Source organism: Ruegeria sp. AH3 (genome assembly GCF_056536265.1).
The window spans coordinates 2,927,416-2,949,308 of record NZ_JBQFJL010000001.1 but is presented as its reverse complement, the minus strand read 5'-3'; the positions used below and the strand labels follow the sequence as shown (position 1 = coordinate 2,949,308).

The window sequence follows — 21,893 nt, the reverse complement described above, 5'->3', positions numbered from 1 at the left end:
TCTATTTAGTCCAGAAAACCCTGCTGCTTGATCAATTGTTGAAGTTCCGACAGCGAAACCTCAACCGATCGGCCCGAGGTATCCATCTGAGCATCCGCACGACCATAAAGCGCCTCACGGCTGGCCAGGATACACTTCAACTGTTCCATCGCTTCCGGGTTTCCTGCCATGGGGCGTTCATCGCCCTGCGCACGTACCCGATCCATATGCTCGGACGGTGAGGTGCGCAGCCAGACCGTATGAAACCGATTGAGCAGGTTCGTATAGGTCGCGGGTTCGGACACGATCCCTCCGGCCACTGCCAGAACCAGCCTGTCATATGAGTTGATCACCCTGTCCAGCGCCTGCGCTTCGAGGTTGCGATACCCATCCTGACCGAAAAAGGCCATGACCTCGGGCAAAGGCATGCCTGCCATCTCTTCGATCCTGGTCGTCAACTCGACAAAGGGCAGGTCGAGTTCAGCCCCCAACAACGCACCCAAAGTCGACTTTCCAGCCCCTCGCAACCCGATCAGGCAGATCCGTTGCGCCTGTGCGTTCCAGTCTGGTTGCGGGCGCAAGGCCTTCATTACGACTTCTTTGACGTCGTCGCTGGCTTCGCGATACAGCTCGGTCATCTGCAACGCGTCCGAATCCCAAGGATCATCCTCTCCGACCAGCCATTCGACCTTGTAGTCCAGGGCCTTGGCAACGCGCTGCAACAATCCGATTGAGATATTGCCCTCGCCCGCTTCAAGCTGCGCAAGATAGCGGGGCGAAACTTCGGAGCTTTCGGACAGAACCCGGCGCGGAATGCCACGCATCTGCCGCGCGCGCCTGACACGAGCGCCGACGCGGGCGCTCAGATCCTGGGGGTCGGTCTCATTTTCCGCATTTGGCGGCGTGGAGGCATCCATTCCGGTCAAACCGTTTGTGTAATATAATGCACAGGCTACGACGCGATATCCAAACGGGCAACGATTTTGGTAAATTCACCGGCCCTTGAGCAAATTTTAACAGAGAATTTCATCCGAGGTTTATTCCGAAAACCCTTGAATAGAGCCTTTTTTACATGCCTTGGCTACGGGTCCAGATCATACAACTCACCCAGCAGGTCCAGCAGCATCTCGTGCCGGTCTTCACCCAAAAGCTTGCGCATATGTGCCGCCTGTTCGAGGATTGCGGTCAGATTGGCCTGGATAATCGCCAGCCCTTCGTCGCTGATTTCAACAATCTGGCGGCGACGATCCTTAAGGTCCTGGCGCCTGACGATCAGCTTCTTATCTTCCAGCTTCTTCAGAATCCGGGTCAGGCTGGGCAACAACAGACAAGCCCGCTCCGCGATCAGAGTAGGCTCTTGCGGGCCTTCTTCCTGCAAGACGCGCAACACACGCCATTGCTGTTCCGTCACGCCTGCATGGGCCAGAACCCCACGAATGGGCCCCATTACCTTTTCCCGCGCACGAAGCAGCGCAATCGGCAAGGAACGAGAAGTCAGGGGTAAGTCGTCAGCCATAAGGAATTTTGGCGCAATTTCAGATATTTCGCAAGGGATCGCCGACTATGACCAATCATGTGGTCTGGACTTTACTTAACTTGTTTAGTATATGAACGTTGAAACGCTGACAGAAGAACATCCGAAGGGGATCATGATGAAGTGGAATGAATTCTCCGACTGGGGCAAGAAGGTTGCTGAATGGACGCAGGATTATCACCTGACGGTCGGAGACAAGCCCGTGCGCGCCCGGACCGAGCCCGGCGATATCCTGAACGCTCTGCCTGCTCATCCGCCCGAGAATGGTGAGCCGGTCGAGGATATCTTTCGCGATTTCGAAGACATCGTGATGCCCGGCATCACCCATTGGCAACATCCCCGGTTCTTCGCCTACTTCAACTCGAACGCCTCGGCCCCATCGGTTCTGGCCGAGTTCCTAGCCAGCGCCATCGCGCCGCAATGCATGCTGTGGCAGACCTCGCCCGCCGCGACCGAGATGGAAACGCGGATGATGGAGTGGCTGCGCGAGGCGCTGGACCTGCCGGAAGGGTTTGCTGGGGTCATTCAGGATTCGGCATCATCCGCGACGCTGGCCGCTGTGCTGACCATGCGCGAGAAGGCGATGAATTGGCAGGGCAACAGCCAGGGTCTGTTTAGTCAAAAACCACTGCGCATTTATTGTTCGTCCGAGGTCCATACCTCAATCGACCGCGCCATCTGGGTTGCCGGGATCGGACAGGATAATCTGGTGCGCATCCCGGTTCAGGGCGACTGGCGCGGGATGGATCCTGTGGCGCTGGAGGCGGCAATTCAGTCCGATTTAGACTCTGGTTTTCAGCCAACAGGCGTGATCCTGTGTGTCGGCGGAACCGGAACAGGCGCAACTGACCCGGTGGATCGTTGCCTTGAGGTTGCACGGAATTATGACCTCTACACCCATGTGGATGCTGCTTGGGCCGGGTCAGCCATGATCTGTCCGGAATATCGTCATTACTGGCCCGGGATCGATCAGGCCGACAGCATCGTGTTCAATCCACACAAGTGGCTGGGCGTCCAGTTCGATTGCTGCGCGCATTTCCTTAAAAACCCTGATGATCTGGTGCGCACGTTGGCGATCAGCCCGGAATATCTGAAGACACATGGCAAGGACGGGATCATCAACTATTCGGAATGGTCCGTGCCACTGGGCCGACGGTTCCGGGCGCTGAAGCTGTGGTTCGTCATTCGGACCTATGGGCTGGAAGGGCTGCGCGCACGGCTGCGCAATCACGTCAACTGGTCAGTGGCGCTGCATGACCGGCTGGCAGCAGAGCCGGATTTTCGGATCGTGACGCCGCCGATGTGGTCACTTTGGACCTTCCAGTATGCACCGCAAGGGGCCACCGATCTGGACGATCTGAACCTGCGACTGGTGAATGCGATCAATGATGACGGACGGATCTACCTGACCCAGACCCGTGTGGACGGCGATCTGGTCATCCGCTTTCAAGCTGGCCAGTTCGAAACCACCGAACAAGACGTGATGATGGCCTATGACGTCATCACCGAGATCGCGCGCGGGCTTTAAGCCCGCATGGCGGCTGCGGCCTGGGCATAGCCGCCCGAGGCTCCGTCAACGAAATGAACATGATCGTCGCGCATGGCCGAGGGCACAAAGCAGGTCATCATCGCCTCTTGCTGGGCATGCAGGCCGTATCGGATTTTGCCGTGCGCTTGCGCGTCTTCCAGCATCCGGGTGATCTGCTCCAAGGTGGCCGGGTCGCAATCCAGTGTCATCTTCAGTCCGTCGTCAAACTTGCGGAAATCCGCGTTGCGGCTCACCATCTCTTTGTAATGGTTGGGTTCGAATTGCCCCAATCGCATGCCGGTCTTGAACAGCAGCCCGATCATCATATTCCCAATCGTCAGCCGTATCTTCTGCAACAACAAATTGCGCCCGGCGCGTGAGACATGGGCATCAATGTCGACACCGGGCGGAGGGAAACTCATTGGTGGTCCCTTGGGGGGAACGGGGTGTCCGGCGCGCTCCAACCCTTCGGCAACGGATAGAACGGATTGAGTGAGGGCGGCGAAATCTGCCTCATTAGACTCTGATGTGGGTTGAATAACGACTGAAACGATCTGCCCATGCCGCGCCGGGCTATTGGACCATCGGCAGGACAGGCCGGTCAGGTCAGGCAAGGCATCTGGCCCGGCGGGCTGAATGGCGAAGTGCCCGGATTTCATCTGCGCCTCGGCCCAGGCCAGACCACCGCCCGAGAACATCGCATAATCGACACCGGTCGAGGGTGCATAGCGGGCCACGCGCAGATCGCGCCCAGCGGTGCGAAGATCGGCAACAGCGACCAGCGCCGTACGCAGTGTGATGGCGAATTCAGCCTCAGCCCAGCTTTGCAATGCTGCAAGTGTTACCCGCGCGGTTTCGGCATCCTCACCCGATACGGCGAACCCGGCTCCATCGCCACCGAAGACATATGGAAAGACACGACCGTCCAGTGCATTGATCATGCCTGAAATCACCGCGGCCCCAACCATGTTGACGGTCTTGTACCGGCCCCGCGCGATCTCGCCGGTCGAATCCACGATGTCGGCAACGCCCAGAAACCAGGTGTCGGGCACAGGTGTGAACCGCGCGGGATCGCTGAGGCTCAGGAAACTTTCTGAAATGGGAACTGAATCATAAAATACAGGGTCTGAGGGGGCCATGGTGCTCTCTGAAAATCTTAAAGCTGATCTGAACATAGCCCAAAAGTGAAGAATGTCCGCCCCTGATGGGACGTCGCGCATGCTTGTGCAGGCCAGCATGACGTGCCAAGCATCGCTGCAAAGCATTCAGGCGAAGGGGCAGTAGATGCAGGCAGGATTGATCGTTTTGTGTCTGGCTTATGTCCTGAGCCAGTTTTTTCGCGCATTCCTCGCCGTCCTGACCACCGATCTGGGCCGGGATATCGGGGCCACGCCCGAGGACCTCGCCTTTGCCTCGGGCCTTTGGTTTCTGATCTTTGCCGCGATGCAGATACCCGTCGGCTGGGCGCTGGATCGTGTCGGTCCAAGGCGCAGTTCCGCGGCGTTGTTGCTGATCGGAGGCGCAGGCGGGGCTGGCCTGTTCGCTGTCGCCACCACTCCGTTCCATGTGGCACTCGCCATGGCGCTAATCGGGGTTGGATGTTCGCCTGTCCTGATGGCGTCCTACTACATCTTCGCCCGAGAGTTTCCGCCCGCCAAATTCGCCACGCTTGCCGCAGTGATGCTGGGGGTGGGGTCTGTCGGCAATCTTGTGGCCTCTTACCCGACCGCATTGGCGGTCGAGCTGATGGGCTGGCGCGCCACGCTGGCAGGGCTCGCGATCATCTCAGGTGTGGTGGCCGCGGGGATCTGGCTGACGGTGCATGATCCCAAAAAGGTCGAAACCGAGCAAAAAGGATCGGTTCTGGACCTGCTGAAAGAACCTGCGCTGTGGGCCATTCTGCCGCTCATGCTTGTGGCCTATGCGCCCTCGGGGGCGACCCGAGGGCTCTGGGCCGGTCCGTATCTGAATGACGTGTTCGGGCTGAGTACTTCTCAGATCGGGACGGCAACCCTGATCATGGGGGCCGCGATGATTGCGGGCACTTTCGCCTATGGGCCGCTGGACCGTATCCTGGGCACCCGGAAATGGGTGATCCTGGGCGGAAACCTGATGGGAGCCACGGCGCTGGGTCTGCTGTGCCTGTGGATCGACCGCGGCGTATGGACCTCAGTTCTGTTGCTCGCCGTGATCGGCTTCATGGGCGCCAGCTTTCCGGTGATCATGGCCCATGGCCGGGCTTTTGTACCCCCGCATCTGGTCGGGCGGGGCGTCACGCTGCTGAACCTCTTTGGCGTCGGCGGCGTTGGGCTGGCGCAGTTTGCCACCGGACGCATCCATGCGGCCAGCGCCGGGATCAGCCCAGCCGCGCCCTATACCGCGATCTTCGGCTTTTTCGCCGCCGCCCTTGCCATTGGCTGCATGATCTATCTATTCAGTCGGGACAGCGTGGACTGAAACCGGAGACCGCCCGTGCAGGACATTGAGGTGATTGCGCCCAATCTGAAGCATTCCCTGTCGGGCGTGACAACCACGGTGATCCGGCTGCTGCCAATCCAGCAGAAGATGATCAGCATCCGCGCCACCGGGCCCGGCCTGCCTGATGATTTGCCCCATATCAGACTCTGGAAACTGCTGTTTCTGCGTAATCGCAAACGGGTCTGGCATGCGCGCCGCAACACCGAGATGCTGATGGGTCTGGCCCTGCGCACTGTGCTTCGGCGCAATTACAAGCTGCTGTTCACATCGGCCGCGCAACGGGATCATTCCGGGTTCACCAAGCGGCTGATCTCGAAGATGGATGCGCTGATTGCGACGACCCCTCAGGCGGCCTCGTTTCTGGAACATCCCGCAACCGTCATCATGCATGGTGTGAATACCGAACTGTTCCATCCCGCCGAGGATAAGCACGCCCTGCGTCAGAAGCTTGGCCTGCCAGACGGGCTGTTGATCGGCTGCTTTGGCCGTATTCGCCCTCAGAAAGGGGTCGATCTGCTGGTTGAGGCCGCCCTGCAGGTCCTGCCCAATCACGCGGACGCCCATGTGATCTTCACCGGGCGCGCCACCAAGGAATTCGAAGCGTTTCAGGCTGAACAGGAACAAAAGCTGCAGGATGCCGGGCTTGGCGACCGCGTGCATTTTCTGGGTGAACGCCCCTGGGATGAGATTGTCGAGACCTACCGTGCGCTCGACCTGTTCGTCGCCCCTGCGCGACACGAAGGTTTCGGCCTTACGCCGCTGGAGGCGATGGCCTCGGGTGTTCCTGCCGTTGCCTGCCATGGGGTTGGCGCGTTCAGCGCGCAGATCAAGGATGGTGAGACCGGACGGCTGGTCGAAAAGGACAATGCCCGAGCGCTGGCTGAGGCGCTGGAGGATATGCTGCAGGATCGCACTGCGCTCGCTGCTGCAGGGAAGGCCGCGCGAACCCATGTCGAACAGAATTTTCGAATCGAAGGCGAGGCTCAGGCCATCGTCGAGGTTTACCGAACGTTGCTGAAACAGGACTGAATCGCTCTGAACTGCGTCAAATCGCTGTGGCAGAGTGAAATAAGCCGAAACCCCTCTTTTTTCTTTGCCGCAACGCGGCTATGAACGCGCGTCCTTAACTTTGGAGACATGAAATGGGCTATCGCGTCGTAGTCGTCGGCGCCACGGGCAACGTGGGCCGCGAAATGCTGAACATCCTGGCGGAACGCCAGTTCCCCGTCAATGAACTTGCCGCCCTGGCAAGCCGTCGTTCGCTGGGCACTGAGGTGACTTTTGGCGACAAGACGCTCACTACCAAAGATCTGGACACATTCGATTTCACTGGCTGGGACATGGCGCTGTTTGCTGTGGGTTCCGAGGCTACCAAGGTCTACGCCCCTAAGGCGGCGGCAGCTGGCTGCGTGGTGATCGATAACTCGTCGCTGTATCGCTATGACCCGGAGATTCCGCTGATCGTGCCGGAATGTAACCCCGAGGCGATCCACGACTACAAGAACAAGAATATCATCGCCAACCCCAACTGCTCGACCGCGCAGATGGTTGTCGCGCTGAAGCCGCTGCATGACCGTGCGAAGATCAAGCGCGTTGTGGTGTCGACTTATCAGTCGGTTTCCGGTGCCGGTAAGGAAGGCATGGATGAGCTTTGGGATCAGACCAAGGCCATCTACAACCCGACCACTGAGGTTGAGCCGAAGAAATTCCAGAAGCAGATTGCCTTCAACGTCATTCCGCAGATCGACGTCTTCATGGAAGACGGCTCAACCAAGGAAGAGTGGAAGATGGTTGTCGAGACCAAAAAGATCGTCGATCCGTCGATCAAGGTCACCGCGACCTGCGTGCGCGTTCCCGTGTTTGTCGGCCATTCCGAGGCCGTGAATATCGAGTTCGAGGAATTCCTGGACGAAGACGAAGCCCGCGACATCCTGCGTGAAGCACCGGGCATCATGGTCATCGACAAGCGCGAAGCCGGTGGCTACGTCTCGCCCATCGAATGCGCGGGCGATTTCGCCACCTTCATCAGCCGCATCCGTCAGGATTCGACCATCGAGAACGGCCTGAACCTGTGGTGTGTATCCGACAACCTGCGCAAAGGTGCGGCTTTGAATGCGGTACAGATCGCCGAACTGCTGGGCCGTGAGGTTCTGAAAAAGGGCTGAGCCGTTTCAACAACTTGAATGCGAAGAGGTCGTATCGAAAGATGCGGCCTCTTTTCTTTATTGAGGCTTGTCAGAGGCTGAATTGCCTGCAACCCTTGCGGGAAGATGACACCGTTTCTTTTGCGAGATTTCATGCGACAGCTTCTATATCTTCTGGCCCTCGCCCCAACTCTTGCTCAGGCCGACACCTTTGCAATCGACACCAAGGTCAGTGAGGTCACTGTTTACCCTGAAGGGGCCGAGGTGATCCGAACCGGGTTGCTGGATATTCCGGCCGGGCGTCACCGATTGGTCTTGTTGGGGGTCCCGGCCAACGATACCGACACTCAGCTTGCGACGATGCAGGTCCATGCTGAGGGTCTGACACAGACCGCGCTGGTGGTGCGCGGAGATGATGTACCGTGGCACGATTACGCAAGCGACGATATCAAACAGGCCGAGCAGCGCATCGAGGGTATCAAAGACAAGATTATTGAAGTGCAGGATCGTGCTGATGCGGCGTTGCTAAAGGCTGATGCCGCGCGGCACAAAATTGCGTTCCTGGCCAATCTGGGCAGCAACGAAGGGTTGGCCGGATCAGATGCAAACAGCCTGCGCGAGATCGCCCGCATGGTCGGTGACGAAGGACTGTCTGCTGAAGAAACCGTTCAGTCCGCCGAAATCGAAGCACGGACAATCCGCAAAGAGCTGGGTGATCTGAAGCTCGAACTTGAAGCCGCCCAAGATGATCTGGCCGCTTTGGTTCCCGAAACCGAGGAGCGTCTGTTTCTGGCCGTCGATGTGGTCGCAGACAGCGCCATCAACAGCACCGTATCGGTGTCTTATCTGGACTTTTATTCGGCCAACTGGGTACCGGGTTATGAGTTCGACCTGACCACCGGCGACGCGCCCGAAGTCACAATCAGCCGGCAGATTCGGGTCAATCAGAGCACCGGAGAGAACTGGAAGGACATCACCTTGCATGTCTCGACGCTGCAGCCGGTGGGCCAAAACAGCGCCTCACCGCTTTATCCGCAGCGCAGATCGATCCGGGAAGAACCAAAGGCCCAGGACAGATTTGCGAGCCTGGCAGAAGGCGTGGTTGAAGCGCCCGTGGTCGTCGAAGAGACCTCTCAATGGGCCCCCAGCGCTGCGTCGGTGCAGGGCACCGGGATTACCTATACGCTGCCGCAACCGGTCTCGATCGCCAGTGATCATGAACTGGCCGAATTCGAACTGGACAGCATGACGCAATCCGCCGAGGTCTATGCCCTCGCGATACCGTTGCGGGATAAAACAGCCTTTCGTACGGCCCGCTTCACCAACCCTTACAAGCAGAACCTGCTGACGGCACCCTTGGCGCGGTGGCGTGTGAATGGCGTATTGGTGGCCACTGAATATTCTCCTGAAATTGGGCCATCCGAGCAAGTGGAGATGGGTTTTGGCCCGCTCTATGGCGTGACCGTTGACCGCCGAATTCTGGATCGCAGCAGCGGTGACACCGGCCTGATTTCCCGCTCGAACCAGCGTGTGGAACGGGCACAGATCACTGTGGAAAACCTGACAGATCGCGCCTGGCCTTTGCGGCTTGTTGATCGCGTGCCTTATTCCGAACAGGAAGATCTTGAGATCAGCTGGACCGCAAATCCCCGACCGACCGAAGAAAACGTCGACGACAAGCGCGGTATTCTTGCGTGGGATATGGATCTGGCGCCGGGTCAGCCCGAAATCATTCTGCTGGATCAGGAAATCAACTGGCCTGAAGGGATGGTGCTGGACTGATTATCCCTGCCCCGTCAGACCGGGCTGCTGCGGCATTGGAACCGACTATAATGATGATTGATCTAGTGCTGCATTAGCATCGGAGGCAATCCCCCAAGTGCCACAGGTGTCGCAGAGACCCCGTCTGCAACCTTGAAAAAATCATAGACCCGGCTGCCGTCCGGGGCGAAGAACTGATCTTGCCATTGCGCCTGCAGTCCAGGGCCACATTCCCTGAATCCATCGCGGACACAATCCGCCATGATCTGCGCGGATTCTTCTGTCCATCCGGCAACATAATCAGCATGCGCGGACATGCCCTTGGGCACATTGTGCATTTGGTCAGATGAGAAAGACCAGCCCGAGTCGAATGGCACGCCAGCCCAGTTCACATTCTGAGTCAGCTGCGGGATCGTATAAGGATGCGAGAGCGGGCAATCGCCGTGTGAATAGGCCATGTGGTCAGTTCCGCCCGGACTGGACAGAACCGGGTCCCCATTTTCATCAACGGCGATACAGTCGGGGAAGATCACCTCGAGCGTGAGCCCATCAGTCGGGGAAATTCGGATGGATGCTGTCCATCGTTCCTCGTCAATCTTGCTGATAGCGATCCCGCCCGAGCCCTCTACGTCTGCATTGGTCAAAATCTCAAGGCCCGCCGGAATTGGTTTGATTTTACTCCGATCATTCACCCAGCTTTTATAGTAGTTGTTGATCAGGGTCGGCAGCACAACTTCTCCGTCTTCGTTATAGAGCGCCGGTATCCAATAGGCCGATCGGTTGGTGATCCCCCCGTCGCAGGTCGTTCGCCCTGAATTGGCGATTTGATCACCGGTCGAATGAGCGTCGACCTCTGTGTTTCCAAAGAACATATGCAGATGCGCTGCCCCTTCCTGACCCGGAAAGACAACCGGATCGTGATAGGAATAATGCGACGGGACGCAGAAGAAGCGAAAACCGTGGTGGTCCAGAACATCATTGCCACCTTGCGGTGCCGGCATAGAGCTTTTCTCGGTTCCGCGCGTCACCACATAGTTGAATTCTGGCGCGACGTGCTGTGCGTGCGCCGATTGTGCTGTGCCATCAATTACAACACCGAATGTCGAGACCAGACACCACGTCAGCACCGATCGCCCTCCGCGCGATTGAGCCGGGGTGCCCGGGTACCGGAAGCAAGCCGTCTGAGAAATCCGTTGTGTCATCTGCGCTTCTTCTTTCACCTATCCGAGTGCTAGGTCGAAGTGGTGCGGCGTCGAATTGATTTAACCAACACCTGATCCAGCTGTCAAAAGCCTGAGCGCAGATGTGATCAAGCAGATGCTTCCAACCGTCGGATACTTGGCAAGCGGTCCGAAGACCGGATGCGACAGGTTCATACCTTCGTCTTACGTAGTGGGCGCGTTATCCTCAATCAATCAGCTCTGCCCTTCGACCAGCGCCTTCAGGTTATCCAAGCCGCGCTCATAGTCGCTACCGACCCAGTGATCCATCATCAACCCCATCCAGCGAGTCATCGGGTTCATACCCAAATCGGAGGTGAACCCCCAGGTAACCTCGGTTCCCGCCCCTTCGGGCTGCAGCACAAATGACGCCGAGGCCGTGCCCATCGGCCCGAAATCGAGCGAAGTTCTGACCTTCTGGTTTTCGACACTTTCGACGATTTCCTGCGACCCGGAGCCAACCTGCGGATGCTCCGAGCTCCAGTTCAGGGTGTTACCAACCCCGGTTTCGGGCCCGCTGTAGGTCAGCTTTGTTTCAGGGTCGCGTGACAGCCACGGAGACCATTTCTCGGTCTCCTGCATCGAATTCACATAAGGAAAGATCGCTTCGGGTGGGGCATCTATCGTGATGCTGCGCGACACTTCGGCCTTGCCGGGCAACAGATAAGATACCCCGGCGAGGGCCACAACAATCACGATCAGAGTGACGATAATACGTTTCAGCAATCGCATGAGAATGATCCAATTCGTAAAGCTACGTTAGGATCATATCAAAAAATGGCGGTAGATCAGAGGCTGATCTACGCTGCCCTGCGTTTTGCCCGGTCAAACGGTAACGAACTGCTTCTCATGCGGATCGTAACATTCCAGCCCACCTTCACCGATATCGGTCCACAACCCATGTAAGCTGAGCGCGCCTTCTTCAACGGCCGAGGACACGAAAGGGAAGGTCATCAGGTTCTCGAGCGAGGCCACTACCGCATAGCGTTCAAACTGACGTGCCTGATCGGCGCTGTCTTCGATATCGGCAACCAGATCGAATTTCGGCTTCAGGATTTCCATCCAACGCCCCACAAAGCTTTCCTTGGCTTCCAGTTGTGGTGCCTGCCCCTTGCACATGTCGATGCAGCCCTGCACCCCACCGCACTGCGAATGCCCCAGCACAATGAGATGCGCCACTTTCAACGCGGTGACCGCATATTCGATGGCCGCGCTGGTGCCGTGGTGATCGCCATCCGGCAGGTAGGGCGGCACAAGGTTTGCGATATTGCGGTGGATGAAGAAATCGCCCTGATCCGCCCCGAACATCGAAGTGACATGCACCCGGCTGTCACAACATGAAATCACCATCGCCCGTGGACGCTGACCTTCGGTCGCGAGCCGTCGGTACCAAACCTGATTTTCCGAGTAGGTTGTCGCTTTCCAACCATGATACCGTTTGACCAGATAGCTCGGCAAAGGTTTGGCAAGTTTCATTCTGATATTCCTGTGGTCTGACTGTTCTGCTCTCTAACCCAAATTCGCACAAAATTCGAGACATTATCCCGATACAGCGCAACGATTTGCAAAGGTATGTGATGACAGGGTGACCCTATGCCGTGGGGGCATGAAATTAGGGGTTAATGTGGTGGAAAAGATAATCACGCTTGAACAGAAGGAATCCGTGCGTCTGGACCCGGACCGGCTGAGCAGCCTGTATCATCAGCTGGGCGACGCCAACGCGCTGGACGTGCTGTGCCGCACAGTCGAGGAACTGGCGGTGCGTCTGTCGAATTGCCAACGCTTCTGGCGGCAGCGGGACTGGGCGGCATTGCGCAAATGCGCAAGGTCACTGGTGGCAATCGCGGGTCAGATCGGGATGACGGCGCTGGCCCGCGTCGCGGGCGATGTTGCGCATGCGGTCGATACCGGCGATGTGGTGGCCACAGGGGCGACGCTGGGACGTCTGATCCGAGTCGGCGAACGCTCGCTGACTGCGGTCTGGGATCAGCAGGACCTTTCCGTCTGAGGGGGGTTGCGGGCGGATCGCAGGCGGCTAGTCTGGGCGCAACAAGATCCAGTCGAGACACCTATGACCCTTTGCTTTGCCCCGCCTTCCGATCCTGCGCTTCCGCTCTACGTACTCGACCAGTCCGAGCTTGATGGATGGCTATCGGATCAACCCAGCCCGGTGCAGAATTGGGTGGCGGCGAATGGCTTTTCCGCTGCTTTGGGGCAGACCTTGTTGATCCCGGGACCAGAGGGCGCACCAGAGGTTGCACTGGCGGGCTACGGCAACGCAGCCAAGCGGGCGCGCAAGCGCTTTCCGCTGGCAGCAACGGCCGAGGCTTTGCCCGAAGGCACCTATCGCATCGCGTCCGGTGTACCGGCCGACGTGCTGGAGGCCGAATGCTTCGGCTGGCTAATGACCGGCTATGTTTTCGATCGATACGCCCCGAGCAGCCCGGCCAAGGCCAAACTGGTCGCCCCTGAAGGCATCGATACAGCGCGGATCGAAACTCTGGCCAATGCCGAGCTTCTGATCCGACATCTGGTGAATACGCCAGCCTCGGATATGGGGCCTGAGCAGTTGCAGATTGCGGCAGAAGTTCTTGCCGAGGAATGTGGCGCGCGCTGTTCGGTCATCACGGGCGATGCTCTGCTGGAACAGGATTTCCCGATGATCCACACGGTCGGTCGTGCCGCCGCACAAGCGCCGCGCCTGATCGAGCTGAACTGGGGCAGAAGTGGGCCAAAGCTGACGCTGGTCGGCAAAGGGGTTTGTTTCGACACTGGAGGACTGAATCTGAAGCCCGGCGCCTCCATGGGCCTGATGAAAAAGGATATGGGCGGTGCCGCCAATGTGTTGGGGCTGGCGCAGATGATCATGAAGCTGGGGTTGGATGTGCAGCTGCGCGTGCTGATCCCGGCGGTTGAGAACGCGGTTGCGGGCAACGCCTTCCGGCCCGGAGATATCCTGACCGCGCGCAACGGGTTGACCGTCGAGATCAACAACACCGATGCCGAAGGGCGACTGGTGCTGGCCGATGCTCTGGCACTGGCCGAGGAGGGAGAGCCTGATCTGGTGATTTCGATGGCAACACTGACAGGCGCGGCGCGGGTGGCCGTGGGGGCCGATCTGGCCCCGTTTTATACCGATGATGATGGGGCCGCAGAGGCTCTGGCGCGCGCAGGCCGTGCCGCTGCTGATCCGGTCTGGCGAATGCCGTTTCACGAACCTTACGAGGTGTTGATCGAACCGGGAATTGCCGATCTGGACAATGCGCCATCTGGCGGATTTGCAGGCTCGATCACCGCCGCGCTGTTCCTGCGTCGTTTTGTGGGTAACAGCCGGTACATGCATTTCGACATCTATGCATGGCAACGCGGCAAGGAACCGGGGCGCAACAAAGGCGGATTGGGTCAAGGTCCCCGCGCCCTGCTGACCGCTCTGCCTGAGATTCTCGATCTATGAGTGAAGCCCGCATTATCCGACCGGTCGTCGATCTGCTGCGTCAGCCCGAGGGGCCACGCGACCGGCAATTGTTGTTTGGAGACACCGTATCCGTCGTCGAAGAGCAGGACGGTTGGAGCAGGATCATATCGGCAAAGGACGGCTACCCCGGCTGGGTCGTGACAGACAATCTAGGCCCGATTGAACCACAGACGCATTGGATCGTTGCCGCCGCGACCCATGCCTATGCCGCGCCGGATATGAAAAGCCTCGATCAGATATCGCTGAGTTTTGGAAGCAAAATCAGGGTTCTGTCAGAACAGGATGGATTTTTGGAAACGGCGCTGGGGTTCATCCCCAAGGCTCACGCGGTGCCCGCCTATTCCCGCCTTACCGATCCGGTCGCTGCCGCGCAGCTGTTTCTGGGCACGCCATATCTATGGGGTGGCAACAGCCGGTTCGGGCTGGATTGTTCAGGTCTGGTGCAAGCCGCCCTTCTGGCCTGCGGCATTCCCTGTCCCGGAGACAGCGGCGATCAGGTACATGCCGTTGGTGAACCCGTGCCCGAAGGCACCCCCCCAAAACGCGGAGATCTGTTGTTCTGGAAAGGCCATGTCGCATGGGTCGCCGCCGAGAACCTTCTGCTGCATGCCAACGCCTATCACATGGCGGTTGCGCTGGAACCGATGGATCAGGCGATTGCCCGCATTGCACAACAGGGCGATGGGCCAGTCACGGCGCATAAAAGGCTCTAATCCGGGTCAACAGCCCGGATCAGTTTGCGCTCCAGCACCCGCAGAACGGCACGCAGATCATGTCCGCGCTTCAGGATGCGCCCGTCCATACCAACCACCGAATACATCCCCTGCCGCAGCCGCAGACGGGGGTGTTTCTCGACCCGATAGATCGGATGCTCGGCCGTCCGGCGAAAGATTGAAAACACCGCCGTATCGCGCAGGTTCGAAATCCCGTAATCGCGCCATTCTCCGGCGGCGACCATTCGGCCATAGACTGACAGGATTTGAGACATCTCGCGCCGGTCAAACGCGACCGGCATCTGGGCAGAGCCGGACCCGAACCGGCTGGGAGGCTGCATGTTCATGCCACAAGCCTTGCCGGAAATTGCATTTGAATCAAGCCCAGCGCAAAACGGGTGTTGTATTTTTGAAGCGTCGTGTGCGGTTACCGACGCCCGACCTGACGGCAAATCAGGATCACCGGCAGCAGCCCGACGGCCAGAATGACTAGCGACGGCACCGCCGCGCCCTCAAGCCGTTCGTCCGAGGCCAAACGATACGCCTGAACCGCCAGCGTGTCGAAATTGAAGGGCCGCATGATCAGGGTTGCGGGCAGCTCTTTCATCACGTCGACGAAAACGATCAGCAGCGCGGTTAGCAGCGACGGCGTCAGGATCGGCAGATGCACCCGGCGCAGGGTACCCAGAGGACTCTGTCCCAGCGACCGCGCGGCAGCGTCCATATTGGCGTGCACCGTGCTCTGGCCGCCTTCATAAGCGCTGAGCGCGGCGGCCAGAAAGCGCACCATATAAGCGGCAATAAGTAACCATATGGACCCGGTGACCAGCAGCCCTGTCGAAATATCAAAGGTTTGGCGCATCCACGCATCCAGCGCGTTGTCAAATCCAGCAAAGGGCACGATCAGTCCAACGGCGATCACCCCGCCCGGCACCGCATAACCCAACCGTGCTATGTAAGCTGCCGAAGCCGCCCCGCGCCCCGGGCGCAGACGTTGGAAGAACCCCACCGAAATTGCCGCGCAAACCGTGATCACCGCTGCAGTACCGGCCAGCGTCAGTGAGTTTTGTATGAAACCGATATAGCGGCGTGAAAGCAGGTTCTGTTCGGATTCCAGACCCATCTGCACAAGGATCACTACGGGCAGGAGGAACCCGAACAAGACCGGAATCGCGCAGAGCAAAAACGCCGCGAGCGATTGCCAACCCTTCAACTTTGCCGCTGGCAACACTGCATGACGTTTGCCCGCCTGATAATATTTGGCCTTACCCCGTTGCGTACGCTCAGCCACGGCCATGACCAGAGCAAAACCCAAAAGACACAGGGCAAGCTGGGCCGCAGCGGCGCGGTCGGCCATGGAAAACCAGCTGGTATAGATGCCGGTGGCAAAGGTCTGCACACCGAAATAGGCGACGGTGCCGAAATCGGCGATGGTCTCCATCACCGCCAGCAACACACCTCCGGCAATCGCCGGGCGTGCCATCGGCAGCGAGACACGCCAGAAGGCATGCCACGGGCCATTGCCCAGCGCTCGAGCCGCCAGAAAGGCCGTGGCGCTTTGCTGCAGGAAGGCCGCGCGCGCCAGCAGATAGACATAAGGGTAGAGCACGAGGATCAGCATCACTGCTGCACCCTCGGTCGAGCGGATTTCGGGGAACCAATAGTCGCGCGGGCCCCAACCGGTGACCTCGCGTAGTGTGGTTTGCACAATTCCGGGATGGTCCAGAATGAAGGTGTAGGCATAGGCCAGCACATAGGCCGGAAAAGCCAGCGGCAGGACCAGGGCGATCTCCAACACGCGCACGCCGGGGAAGCGTGTCATCGTAACCAGCCAGGCAGCGCCGACGCCAATCGAGAACGTGCCCGCCGCGACCAGCACCACGAGGATCGCTGTGGTCAGGGCGTAGCCAGGCAAAACAGTCTCTAACAAATGAGAAATCGTGTCAGTGCCACCGGTCACCGCCGCCAGAACAACGGCCACCATCGGCAACAGGCAGGCTGCGGCCACTGCGTATGCAATACCGCCTACCAATCGCGTGCCCAAGGCTCCGCGATTGTGCGTTCCGTGTTCTGAATATTCGACTTCGGCCATGGCGTCTGACTGAGAATCCCGCAGGGTCTGCCTTTAATCGACCAAAACGCTAAGAAACACCAGTGGGCGGGCCAACAAATCTGCGGCAGATCGCTATTCGTAGACGCGCTGATCCTCGATCACCAACCCGTCCTTGGGCAAAGAGCCGGGGGCCACGACCTCGATCGCGCCTTTCAGTTTAAGCACCTCGACCACCGATTTGGCATAGGCCCCATCATTCTCGCAGGGGCTTTCGATCTGGACGGTCATGGTATCCATCTCGCCTTGGCGGGCGGCGATAACGCGGGCCTTGACGATCTCATCATGCTTGTCGACCAGCGCCGCAACCTGCTCGGGGCGGACAAACATGCCCTTGATCTTGGTGGTCTGATCGGCCCGACCCATCCAGCCCTTGATCCGCAAGTTTGTGCGTCCGCAAGGGGATTCTCCGGGCATGATCGCCGATAGATCGCCCGTGGCAAAGCGGATCAACGGGTAGTCGGGGTTGAGCGTCGTCACCACCACCTCACCAACCTCTCCGGGTGCGACCGGCGTACCGGTGCCGGGGGTGACGATCTCAACAATCACATGTTCGTCGATGATCATGCCTTCCATGGCGGGGCTTTCATAGGCGATGTTGCCCAGATCAGCTGTCGCATAGCATTGCAGACAGGCAATGCCCCGATCCGCATATTCCTGACGCAGAGATGGGAACAGCGCACCGCCACCCACAGCAGCTTTCGAGAATTGCAAAGCAACCCCCATCTCATCAGCCTTGTCGAGGATGATCTTCAAATAGTCCGGCGTGCCCGCGTAAGCGGTGCAACCGATGTCGCGCGCTGCAGTCACCTGCAGCTCTGTCTGTCCGGTTCCTGCGGGCAGCACGGCAGCTCCAACGGCTTGTGCGCCGCTTTCAAAGATCATCCCGGCAGGTGTCAGGTGATAACCAAAGCAGTTCTGAACGATATCGCCCGGGCCAACCCCGGCGGCATTCAGGAACCGGCCCATCCGCCACCAGTCATGATCGGTGCTGCCCGGTTCATAAATCGGGCCCGGCGACTGAAACACATGCTGGAAATGACGCGCGGGTTTGACAGTAAAGCCACCAAACGGGGGGCGGGAGCCCTGCGCCTGTATTAAATCCGACTTGCGCAGCACCGGCAAACTGGCCAGTGCCTCGGCGCTGGTCACGGCGTTCGCGTCGATCCCGGCAAGGATATCCGCATAGCCGGGGGCCGATTTTGCGCGCGCGATCTGTTCAGGCAAAGCGCGCGCGTGATCGGCGTTGCGTTCATCGGCGGATCGGGTTTCAAGCTTGTCGAAATAGGTCATCGAAATATCCTCCACCCGCTTACAGCCATCTCTTGCGGCGGCGGTATGAGCGCACATCGCGAAAGCTTTTGCGGCCTTCATCCGACATGCCGAGGTAGAATTCCTTCACATCCGGGTTTTCGCGCAGTTCCGCTGCGGGGCCGTCCATCACCACGCGACCGGATTCCAGAATATAGCCGTAATGCGCAAATCTTAGAGCCACATTTGTGTTCTGCTCGGCCAGCAGGAAGGACACGCCTTCTTTCTCGTTCAGGTCCTTCACGATGCCGAAAATTTCTTCAACCAGCTGTGGGGCCAGACCCATCGAAGGTTCATCCAGCAGGATGGTCTCGGGGCGCGACATCAGCGCCCGGCCCATCGCCACCATCTGCTGCTCTCCACCCGAAGTATAACCGGCCTGGCTGCGGCGGCGTTCCTTGAGGCGCGGGAAGTAATTGTAAACCAATTCCAGATCCTGCTGGATCGCAGCCGAGCCATCCTTGCGGGTATAAGCGCCGGTCAGCAGATTTTCCTCGACCGTGAGGTGTTCAAAACAATGGCGGCCCTCCATCACCTGAATGACGCCCTTTTCCACCAGATCGGCGGGATCACTTTCGTGAACGCTCTCGCCGCGGTACTTGATCGAGCCTTTGGTGACCTCTCCACGTTCTGAATGCAGCAGGTTCGATACCGCCTTCAGCGTCGTGGTTTTGCCCGCGCCATTGCCGCCCAGCAAGGCCGTGATGCCGCCTTTGGGCACAGTCAGGCTGACGCCTTTCAGCACGAGGATCACATGGTTGTAGATCACCTCGATATTGTTGACCTCAAGCAGGGTTTCCGCCTGCACGTCGGTGGTTTGTGCCGCATCCAGCATCAGCGCGTGTCCTCATGCCTGCCCCTCAGGGGCGGTTCGTGAGGAGCGGCAGGCAACCCGCCGCTCCGATTGTCTATGCGCCCCAGATCGTTCGGGGCGCAGCGTTGTTTATTCGCAGCGTGCCGAAATGTTGTTTTCAGTCGCGTAAGCGCCCGAGTCTTCTTCGATCAGCGCGTTGATGACCTCGACATCGGTTGGCTTGAAGTCCTGAACCGGGTTCCAGGTGCCGGCTGCTGCATCCCACTGGACGACGCCGACCAGTCCGGGGCCACCGTGGTTTTCACAGGAAACCGAGAACTCGGGTCCGAAACCGGCCATGCCCAGACCTTCCATCTTGGCATTGGTGATCTCCAGCGCTTCCATGCCATCGCGCATCATCGATGCGTCGATGTCTGCAGTGCCGTGCATGTCCTGTGCGGTCTTTACCGCTTCGGCCGCCAGCATCGCAGCATAGAGACCGCGGTTGTACTGAACCGTGCCTAGCTGATCACCCGAGCCTGCAGCTTTGCCCGCGTCCACAACATATTTCTGCAGATCGTCATAGACCGGATAGTCTTTGCCGAGACCGGTGAAGGTCAGCGCCTTATAGCCGGTGGCTTTGTCGCCTGCAGGCTCAACGTCGAATTCCGCGCCAGACCACCAGACACCGATGAAGTTCTCCATCGGGAAGCGGATGTTGGCAGCTTCCTGAACCGCAACCTGGTTCATGACGCCCCAGCCCCACATGATCACATAGTCGGGCTTTTCACGGCGGATCTGCAGCCACTGCGACTTCTGCTCCTGACCGGGATGGTCAACGGGCAGCAAAGTCAGCTCATAGCCATGCTTTTCGGCCAGTGTTTCCAGCGTGCGGATCGGCTCTTTGCCGTAGGCCGAGTTGTGATAGACCAGCGCGATTTTCTTGCCGCTCAGGTCACCACCGTTTTCATCAAGCAGATAGTTGATCGAACCCGATGCACCGTTCCAATAGTTGGCCGGATAGTTGAACACATGGCTGAACACTTTGCCGTTCGCGGCAGAGGTCCGACCATAACCCATCGTGTGCAGCGGGATGCCATCTGCTGTCACTTTGGGGATCAGCTGATAGGTGATACCGGTCGACAGCGGCTGATAGACCAGAGCACCTTCGCCCTTGGTCGATTCATAGCATTCCACACCTTTTTCAGTGTTATAGCCGGTTTCACATTCGATCACCTTGGCCGGAACACCTCCGATGCCGCCATCGCGTTCGTTCAGCAGGGTGAAATAGTCGGCGTAACCGTCTGCAAACGGGATACCGCCTGCCGCGTAAGGGCCAGTCCGGTAGCTGAGCGACGGGAACACAAGGTCGGCCATGACCGGGCCTGCGGCCATCACGGCGCCCAGCGCCAGGGTTGCCAGTTTCTTGTTCATCGGGTGTCTCCTCCCTTGATTGATCCGATGTTGGGTTTCGGGTTTCACACCCGTCTTTTCGTTGGGCAGACCCCTTAGTGCGGGAACGGCCAGAGTCTGAGTTTTTCTTTCGCCACACGCCACAGCTGCGCCAGCCCGTGCGGTTCGAGGATCAGGAACATGATGATCAGCGCGCCCACGATCACGAGGTTGAGATGCGCGACGATATCCGTGGGCCAGCCCAGCAGATCGACGCCGAGCAGCTTCAGTACAACCGGCAGCAGAACCAGAAAGGCTGCCCCGGCGAAGGACCCGAAAATCGAGCCTAGCCCGCCAATAATGACCATGAACAGCACCAGGAATGACTTCTGGATACCGAACACCTCGCCCACTTCGACCGCGCCCAGATAGACCGCAAAGAACAGTGCACCCGAGATACCGACAAAGAACGAACTGACGGCAAAGGCGGTCAGCTTGGCCTTGAGCGGGTTCACCCCGATGATCTCGGCCGCGATGTCCATGTCGCGGATCGCCATCCAGGTCCGGCCCGTGGTACCGCGCGTCAGATTGCGGGCAATGATGGCGCAGACCGTCAGGAAGATCAGGCAGAACAGATAGGTGGCCCAGGCCGGCGCGTTCGGGCCAGTGATGATAATGCCGAACACATCCCGCTCGGGCGCGTTGATCTGACCCGAGGCCGAGTAGTTGTAGAACCACGGCACCCGGTTGAAGAGCCACACAAGGAAGAACTGCGCCGCCAGTGTGGCCACCGCCAGATAGAACCCTTTGATCCGCAGTGACGGCAGGCCGAACAACACGCCAACCAGCGCCGTGACACCTCCGGCAAGGATCACATGGATGAACATGCTGACATCCGGAAAGGCCGTCATCAGCTTGTAGCAGGCATAGGCCCCCACAGCCATGAACCCACCGGTCCCCAGCGAGACCTGCCCGCAATAACCAACCAGAATGTTCAGTCCGATCGCCGCAATGGCGTAGATCAGGAAGGGCAGAAGCAAAGCATTCGCCCAGTAGTCATTGATGATGAACGGAATGATCCCGAACGCCACCGCCAGCACGACATAATACCGATACCGGTCAAACTTGATCGGGAAAGTCTGGCTGTCGGCGATGTAAGAGGTTTTGAAATCCCCGGCCTCACGATAAAACATATCTTACTTTCCCCATTCTTCCTGCGCCCGATTACGGGCAGCGGAGTCCAATTGGTTGGTGCCTTTGGCATATCCGGTTGCCTCAGAGGCGCGCACCAGTTTCATGTAAGCCAGAACACCCATGACCAGCCCGGCAAAGGCCAGAATCGCGGCAATCACCAGTTGACCTTCGCTCAGGTCATCGGAGGTCAGAGCGATATATCCGAAGGCCCAGAACCCTGCCCATGCGATCACGTTGATGATGGCGATCAGCTTGGTCATC

21 protein-coding genes are annotated in these 21,893 nt (G+C 58.8%); 8 read left to right on the top strand and 13 right to left on the bottom strand.

Going from position 1 to position 21,893, the window contains the following annotated elements:
* Positions 1-5: 5 nt before the first annotated feature.
* The gene (locus ACR3EM_RS14790; RefSeq protein WP_480471408.1) at positions 6-896 is read right to left on the bottom strand and encodes a helix-turn-helix transcriptional regulator; all 891 of its coding nucleotides are present in this window, start codon (positions 894-896) and stop codon (positions 6-8) included.
* Between the two features lie 164 nt (positions 897-1,060).
* Complete coding sequence (gene hpaR / locus ACR3EM_RS14785; RefSeq protein ID WP_480471407.1) at positions 1,061-1,495, bottom strand: homoprotocatechuate degradation operon regulator HpaR; 435 nt, start codon at positions 1,493-1,495, stop codon at positions 1,061-1,063.
* A gap of 136 nt (positions 1,496-1,631) precedes the next feature.
* Here hpaR and ACR3EM_RS14780 point away from each other — a divergent pair, with 136 nt between their 5' ends.
* Positions 1,632-3,041 carry a pyridoxal phosphate-dependent decarboxylase family protein gene (locus tag ACR3EM_RS14780; RefSeq protein WP_480471406.1) on the top strand — a complete coding sequence of 470 codons (1,410 nt, stop codon included), beginning with the start codon at positions 1,632-1,634 and terminating at the stop codon, positions 3,039-3,041.
* On the opposite strand, the gene ACR3EM_RS14775 is transcribed toward ACR3EM_RS14780, so the two are convergent.
* Positions 3,038-4,180, bottom strand: a complete 1,143-nt coding sequence (locus ACR3EM_RS14775; RefSeq protein ID WP_480471405.1) for a DUF3095 domain-containing protein — start codon at positions 4,178-4,180, stop codon at positions 3,038-3,040. The two genes, ACR3EM_RS14780 and ACR3EM_RS14775, sit on opposite strands and share 4 nt — an antisense overlap.
* A 145-nt stretch (positions 4,181-4,325) precedes the next feature.
* On the opposite strand from ACR3EM_RS14775, the gene ACR3EM_RS14770 reads away from it, so the two are divergent.
* The 4 genes from ACR3EM_RS14770 to ACR3EM_RS14755 all read left to right on the top strand — a co-directional run bounded on the left by ACR3EM_RS14770 (position 4,326) and on the right by ACR3EM_RS14755 (position 9,445).
* Positions 4,326-5,498, top strand: a complete 1,173-nt coding sequence (locus ACR3EM_RS14770) for an MFS transporter (RefSeq protein WP_480471404.1) — start codon at positions 4,326-4,328, stop codon at positions 5,496-5,498.
* 15 nt (positions 5,499-5,513) lie between these two features.
* Complete coding sequence (locus tag ACR3EM_RS14765; RefSeq protein ID WP_480471403.1) at positions 5,514-6,548, top strand: glycosyltransferase family 4 protein; 1,035 nt, start codon at positions 5,514-5,516, stop codon at positions 6,546-6,548.
* Between the two features lie 113 nt (positions 6,549-6,661).
* On the top strand, positions 6,662-7,684 hold the full coding sequence (locus tag ACR3EM_RS14760; protein ID WP_480471402.1) for an aspartate-semialdehyde dehydrogenase: 1,023 nt from the start codon (positions 6,662-6,664) through the stop codon (positions 7,682-7,684).
* Between the two features lie 132 nt (positions 7,685-7,816).
* Positions 7,817-9,445 (top strand): DUF4139 domain-containing protein, encoded by a 1,629-nt coding sequence (locus ACR3EM_RS14755; RefSeq protein WP_480471401.1) that lies wholly within the window; start codon positions 7,817-7,819, stop codon positions 9,443-9,445.
* Between the two features lie 62 nt (positions 9,446-9,507).
* Here ACR3EM_RS14755 and ACR3EM_RS14750 read toward each other — a convergent pair whose 3' ends face one another.
* The 3 genes from ACR3EM_RS14750 to ACR3EM_RS14740 all read right to left on the bottom strand — a co-directional run bounded on the left by ACR3EM_RS14750 (position 9,508) and on the right by ACR3EM_RS14740 (position 12,120).
* Positions 9,508-10,626, bottom strand: a complete 1,119-nt coding sequence (locus ACR3EM_RS14750) for a DUF1996 domain-containing protein (protein ID WP_480471400.1) — start codon at positions 10,624-10,626, stop codon at positions 9,508-9,510.
* Between the two features lie 213 nt (positions 10,627-10,839).
* Entirely contained in the window at positions 10,840-11,376 is a 537-nt protein-coding gene (locus tag ACR3EM_RS14745; RefSeq protein ID WP_480471399.1) for an SRPBCC family protein, read from the bottom strand.
* 93 nt (positions 11,377-11,469) lie between these two features.
* Positions 11,470-12,120, bottom strand: coding sequence for a carbonic anhydrase (locus ACR3EM_RS14740; protein ID WP_480471398.1), 651 nt, complete (start codon positions 12,118-12,120; stop codon positions 11,470-11,472).
* 130 nt (positions 12,121-12,250) lie between these two features.
* Between ACR3EM_RS14740 and ACR3EM_RS14735 the strand changes: the two genes are divergently transcribed.
* The 3 genes from ACR3EM_RS14735 to ACR3EM_RS14725 all read left to right on the top strand — a co-directional run bounded on the left by ACR3EM_RS14735 (position 12,251) and on the right by ACR3EM_RS14725 (position 14,832).
* Positions 12,251-12,652, top strand: a complete 402-nt coding sequence (locus tag ACR3EM_RS14735; protein WP_480471397.1) for a hypothetical protein — start codon at positions 12,251-12,253, stop codon at positions 12,650-12,652.
* Positions 12,653-12,715: 63 nt separating this feature from the next.
* Positions 12,716-14,098 (top strand): leucyl aminopeptidase family protein, encoded by a 1,383-nt coding sequence (locus ACR3EM_RS14730; RefSeq protein ID WP_480471396.1) that lies wholly within the window; start codon positions 12,716-12,718, stop codon positions 14,096-14,098.
* Entirely contained in the window at positions 14,095-14,832 is a 738-nt protein-coding gene (locus tag ACR3EM_RS14725) for a C40 family peptidase (RefSeq protein ID WP_480471395.1), read from the top strand. The genes ACR3EM_RS14730 and ACR3EM_RS14725 overlap by 4 nt, the downstream gene beginning before the upstream one ends.
* On the opposite strand, the gene ACR3EM_RS14720 is transcribed toward ACR3EM_RS14725, so the two are convergent.
* The 7 genes from ACR3EM_RS14720 to ACR3EM_RS14690 form a co-directional block, all read right to left on the bottom strand.
* The gene (locus tag ACR3EM_RS14720) at positions 14,829-15,179 is read right to left on the bottom strand and encodes a DUF2794 domain-containing protein (RefSeq protein ID WP_480471394.1); all 351 of its coding nucleotides are present in this window, start codon (positions 15,177-15,179) and stop codon (positions 14,829-14,831) included. The two genes, ACR3EM_RS14725 and ACR3EM_RS14720, sit on opposite strands and share 4 nt — an antisense overlap.
* Positions 15,180-15,259: 80 nt before the next feature.
* Positions 15,260-16,924 carry an ABC transporter permease gene (locus tag ACR3EM_RS14715; protein ID WP_480471393.1) on the bottom strand — a complete coding sequence of 555 codons (1,665 nt, stop codon included), beginning with the start codon at positions 16,922-16,924 and terminating at the stop codon, positions 15,260-15,262.
* Positions 16,925-17,017: 93 nt separating this feature from the next.
* The gene (locus ACR3EM_RS14710) at positions 17,018-18,235 is read right to left on the bottom strand and encodes a phenylacetate--CoA ligase family protein (protein WP_480471392.1); all 1,218 of its coding nucleotides are present in this window, start codon (positions 18,233-18,235) and stop codon (positions 17,018-17,020) included.
* A 19-nt stretch (positions 18,236-18,254) separates the two neighbouring features.
* Positions 18,255-19,088, bottom strand: a complete 834-nt coding sequence (locus tag ACR3EM_RS14705) for an ABC transporter ATP-binding protein (protein ID WP_480471391.1) — start codon at positions 19,086-19,088, stop codon at positions 18,255-18,257.
* Between the two features lie 108 nt (positions 19,089-19,196).
* Positions 19,197-20,480 carry an ABC transporter substrate-binding protein gene (locus tag ACR3EM_RS14700; RefSeq protein WP_480471390.1) on the bottom strand — a complete coding sequence of 428 codons (1,284 nt, stop codon included), beginning with the start codon at positions 20,478-20,480 and terminating at the stop codon, positions 19,197-19,199.
* 74 nt (positions 20,481-20,554) lie between these two features.
* The gene (locus ACR3EM_RS14695; RefSeq protein WP_480471389.1) at positions 20,555-21,631 is read right to left on the bottom strand and encodes a branched-chain amino acid ABC transporter permease; all 1,077 of its coding nucleotides are present in this window, start codon (positions 21,629-21,631) and stop codon (positions 20,555-20,557) included.
* Between the two features lie 3 nt (positions 21,632-21,634).
* Positions 21,635-21,892, bottom strand: a complete 258-nt coding sequence (locus tag ACR3EM_RS14690; RefSeq protein WP_480471388.1) for a hypothetical protein — start codon at positions 21,890-21,892, stop codon at positions 21,635-21,637.
* Position 21,893 lies beyond the last annotated feature (1 nt).

What these genes read in the sequence shown, in the direction of transcription:
- ACR3EM_RS14790 (WP_480471408.1), bottom strand. Translation starts at nt 896, where the DNA reads ATGGATGCCTCCACGCCGCCAAATGCGGAAAATGAGACCGACCCCCAG.
- hpaR (WP_480471407.1), bottom strand. Translation starts at nt 1,495, where the DNA reads ATGGCTGACGACTTACCCCTGACTTCTCGTTCCTTGCCGATTGCGCTG.
- ACR3EM_RS14780 (WP_480471406.1), top strand. Translation starts at nt 1,632, where the DNA reads ATGAAGTGGAATGAATTCTCCGACTGGGGCAAGAAGGTTGCTGAATGG.
- ACR3EM_RS14775 (WP_480471405.1), bottom strand. Translation starts at nt 4,180, where the DNA reads ATGGCCCCCTCAGACCCTGTATTTTATGATTCAGTTCCCATTTCAGAA.
- ACR3EM_RS14770 (WP_480471404.1), top strand. Translation starts at nt 4,326, where the DNA reads ATGCAGGCAGGATTGATCGTTTTGTGTCTGGCTTATGTCCTGAGCCAG.
- ACR3EM_RS14760 (WP_480471402.1), top strand. Translation starts at nt 6,662, where the DNA reads ATGGGCTATCGCGTCGTAGTCGTCGGCGCCACGGGCAACGTGGGCCGC.
- ACR3EM_RS14755 (WP_480471401.1), top strand. Translation starts at nt 7,817, where the DNA reads ATGCGACAGCTTCTATATCTTCTGGCCCTCGCCCCAACTCTTGCTCAG.
- ACR3EM_RS14750 (WP_480471400.1), bottom strand. Translation starts at nt 10,626, where the DNA reads ATGACACAACGGATTTCTCAGACGGCTTGCTTCCGGTACCCGGGCACC.
- ACR3EM_RS14745 (WP_480471399.1), bottom strand. Translation starts at nt 11,376, where the DNA reads ATGCGATTGCTGAAACGTATTATCGTCACTCTGATCGTGATTGTTGTG.
- ACR3EM_RS14740 (WP_480471398.1), bottom strand. Translation starts at nt 12,120, where the DNA reads ATGAAACTTGCCAAACCTTTGCCGAGCTATCTGGTCAAACGGTATCAT.
- ACR3EM_RS14735 (WP_480471397.1), top strand. Translation starts at nt 12,251, where the DNA reads ATGAAATTAGGGGTTAATGTGGTGGAAAAGATAATCACGCTTGAACAG.
- ACR3EM_RS14730 (WP_480471396.1), top strand. Translation starts at nt 12,716, where the DNA reads ATGACCCTTTGCTTTGCCCCGCCTTCCGATCCTGCGCTTCCGCTCTAC.
- ACR3EM_RS14725 (WP_480471395.1), top strand. Translation starts at nt 14,095, where the DNA reads ATGAGTGAAGCCCGCATTATCCGACCGGTCGTCGATCTGCTGCGTCAG.
- ACR3EM_RS14720 (WP_480471394.1), bottom strand. Translation starts at nt 15,179, where the DNA reads ATGAACATGCAGCCTCCCAGCCGGTTCGGGTCCGGCTCTGCCCAGATG.
- ACR3EM_RS14715 (WP_480471393.1), bottom strand. Translation starts at nt 16,924, where the DNA reads ATGGCCGAAGTCGAATATTCAGAACACGGAACGCACAATCGCGGAGCC.
- ACR3EM_RS14710 (WP_480471392.1), bottom strand. Translation starts at nt 18,235, where the DNA reads ATGACCTATTTCGACAAGCTTGAAACCCGATCCGCCGATGAACGCAAC.
- ACR3EM_RS14705 (WP_480471391.1), bottom strand. Translation starts at nt 19,088, where the DNA reads ATGCTGGATGCGGCACAAACCACCGACGTGCAGGCGGAAACCCTGCTT.
- ACR3EM_RS14700 (WP_480471390.1), bottom strand. Translation starts at nt 20,480, where the DNA reads ATGAACAAGAAACTGGCAACCCTGGCGCTGGGCGCCGTGATGGCCGCA.
- ACR3EM_RS14695 (WP_480471389.1), bottom strand. Translation starts at nt 21,631, where the DNA reads ATGTTTTATCGTGAGGCCGGGGATTTCAAAACCTCTTACATCGCCGAC.
- ACR3EM_RS14690 (WP_480471388.1), bottom strand. Translation starts at nt 21,892, where the DNA reads ATGACCAAGCTGATCGCCATCATCAACGTGATCGCATGGGCAGGGTTC.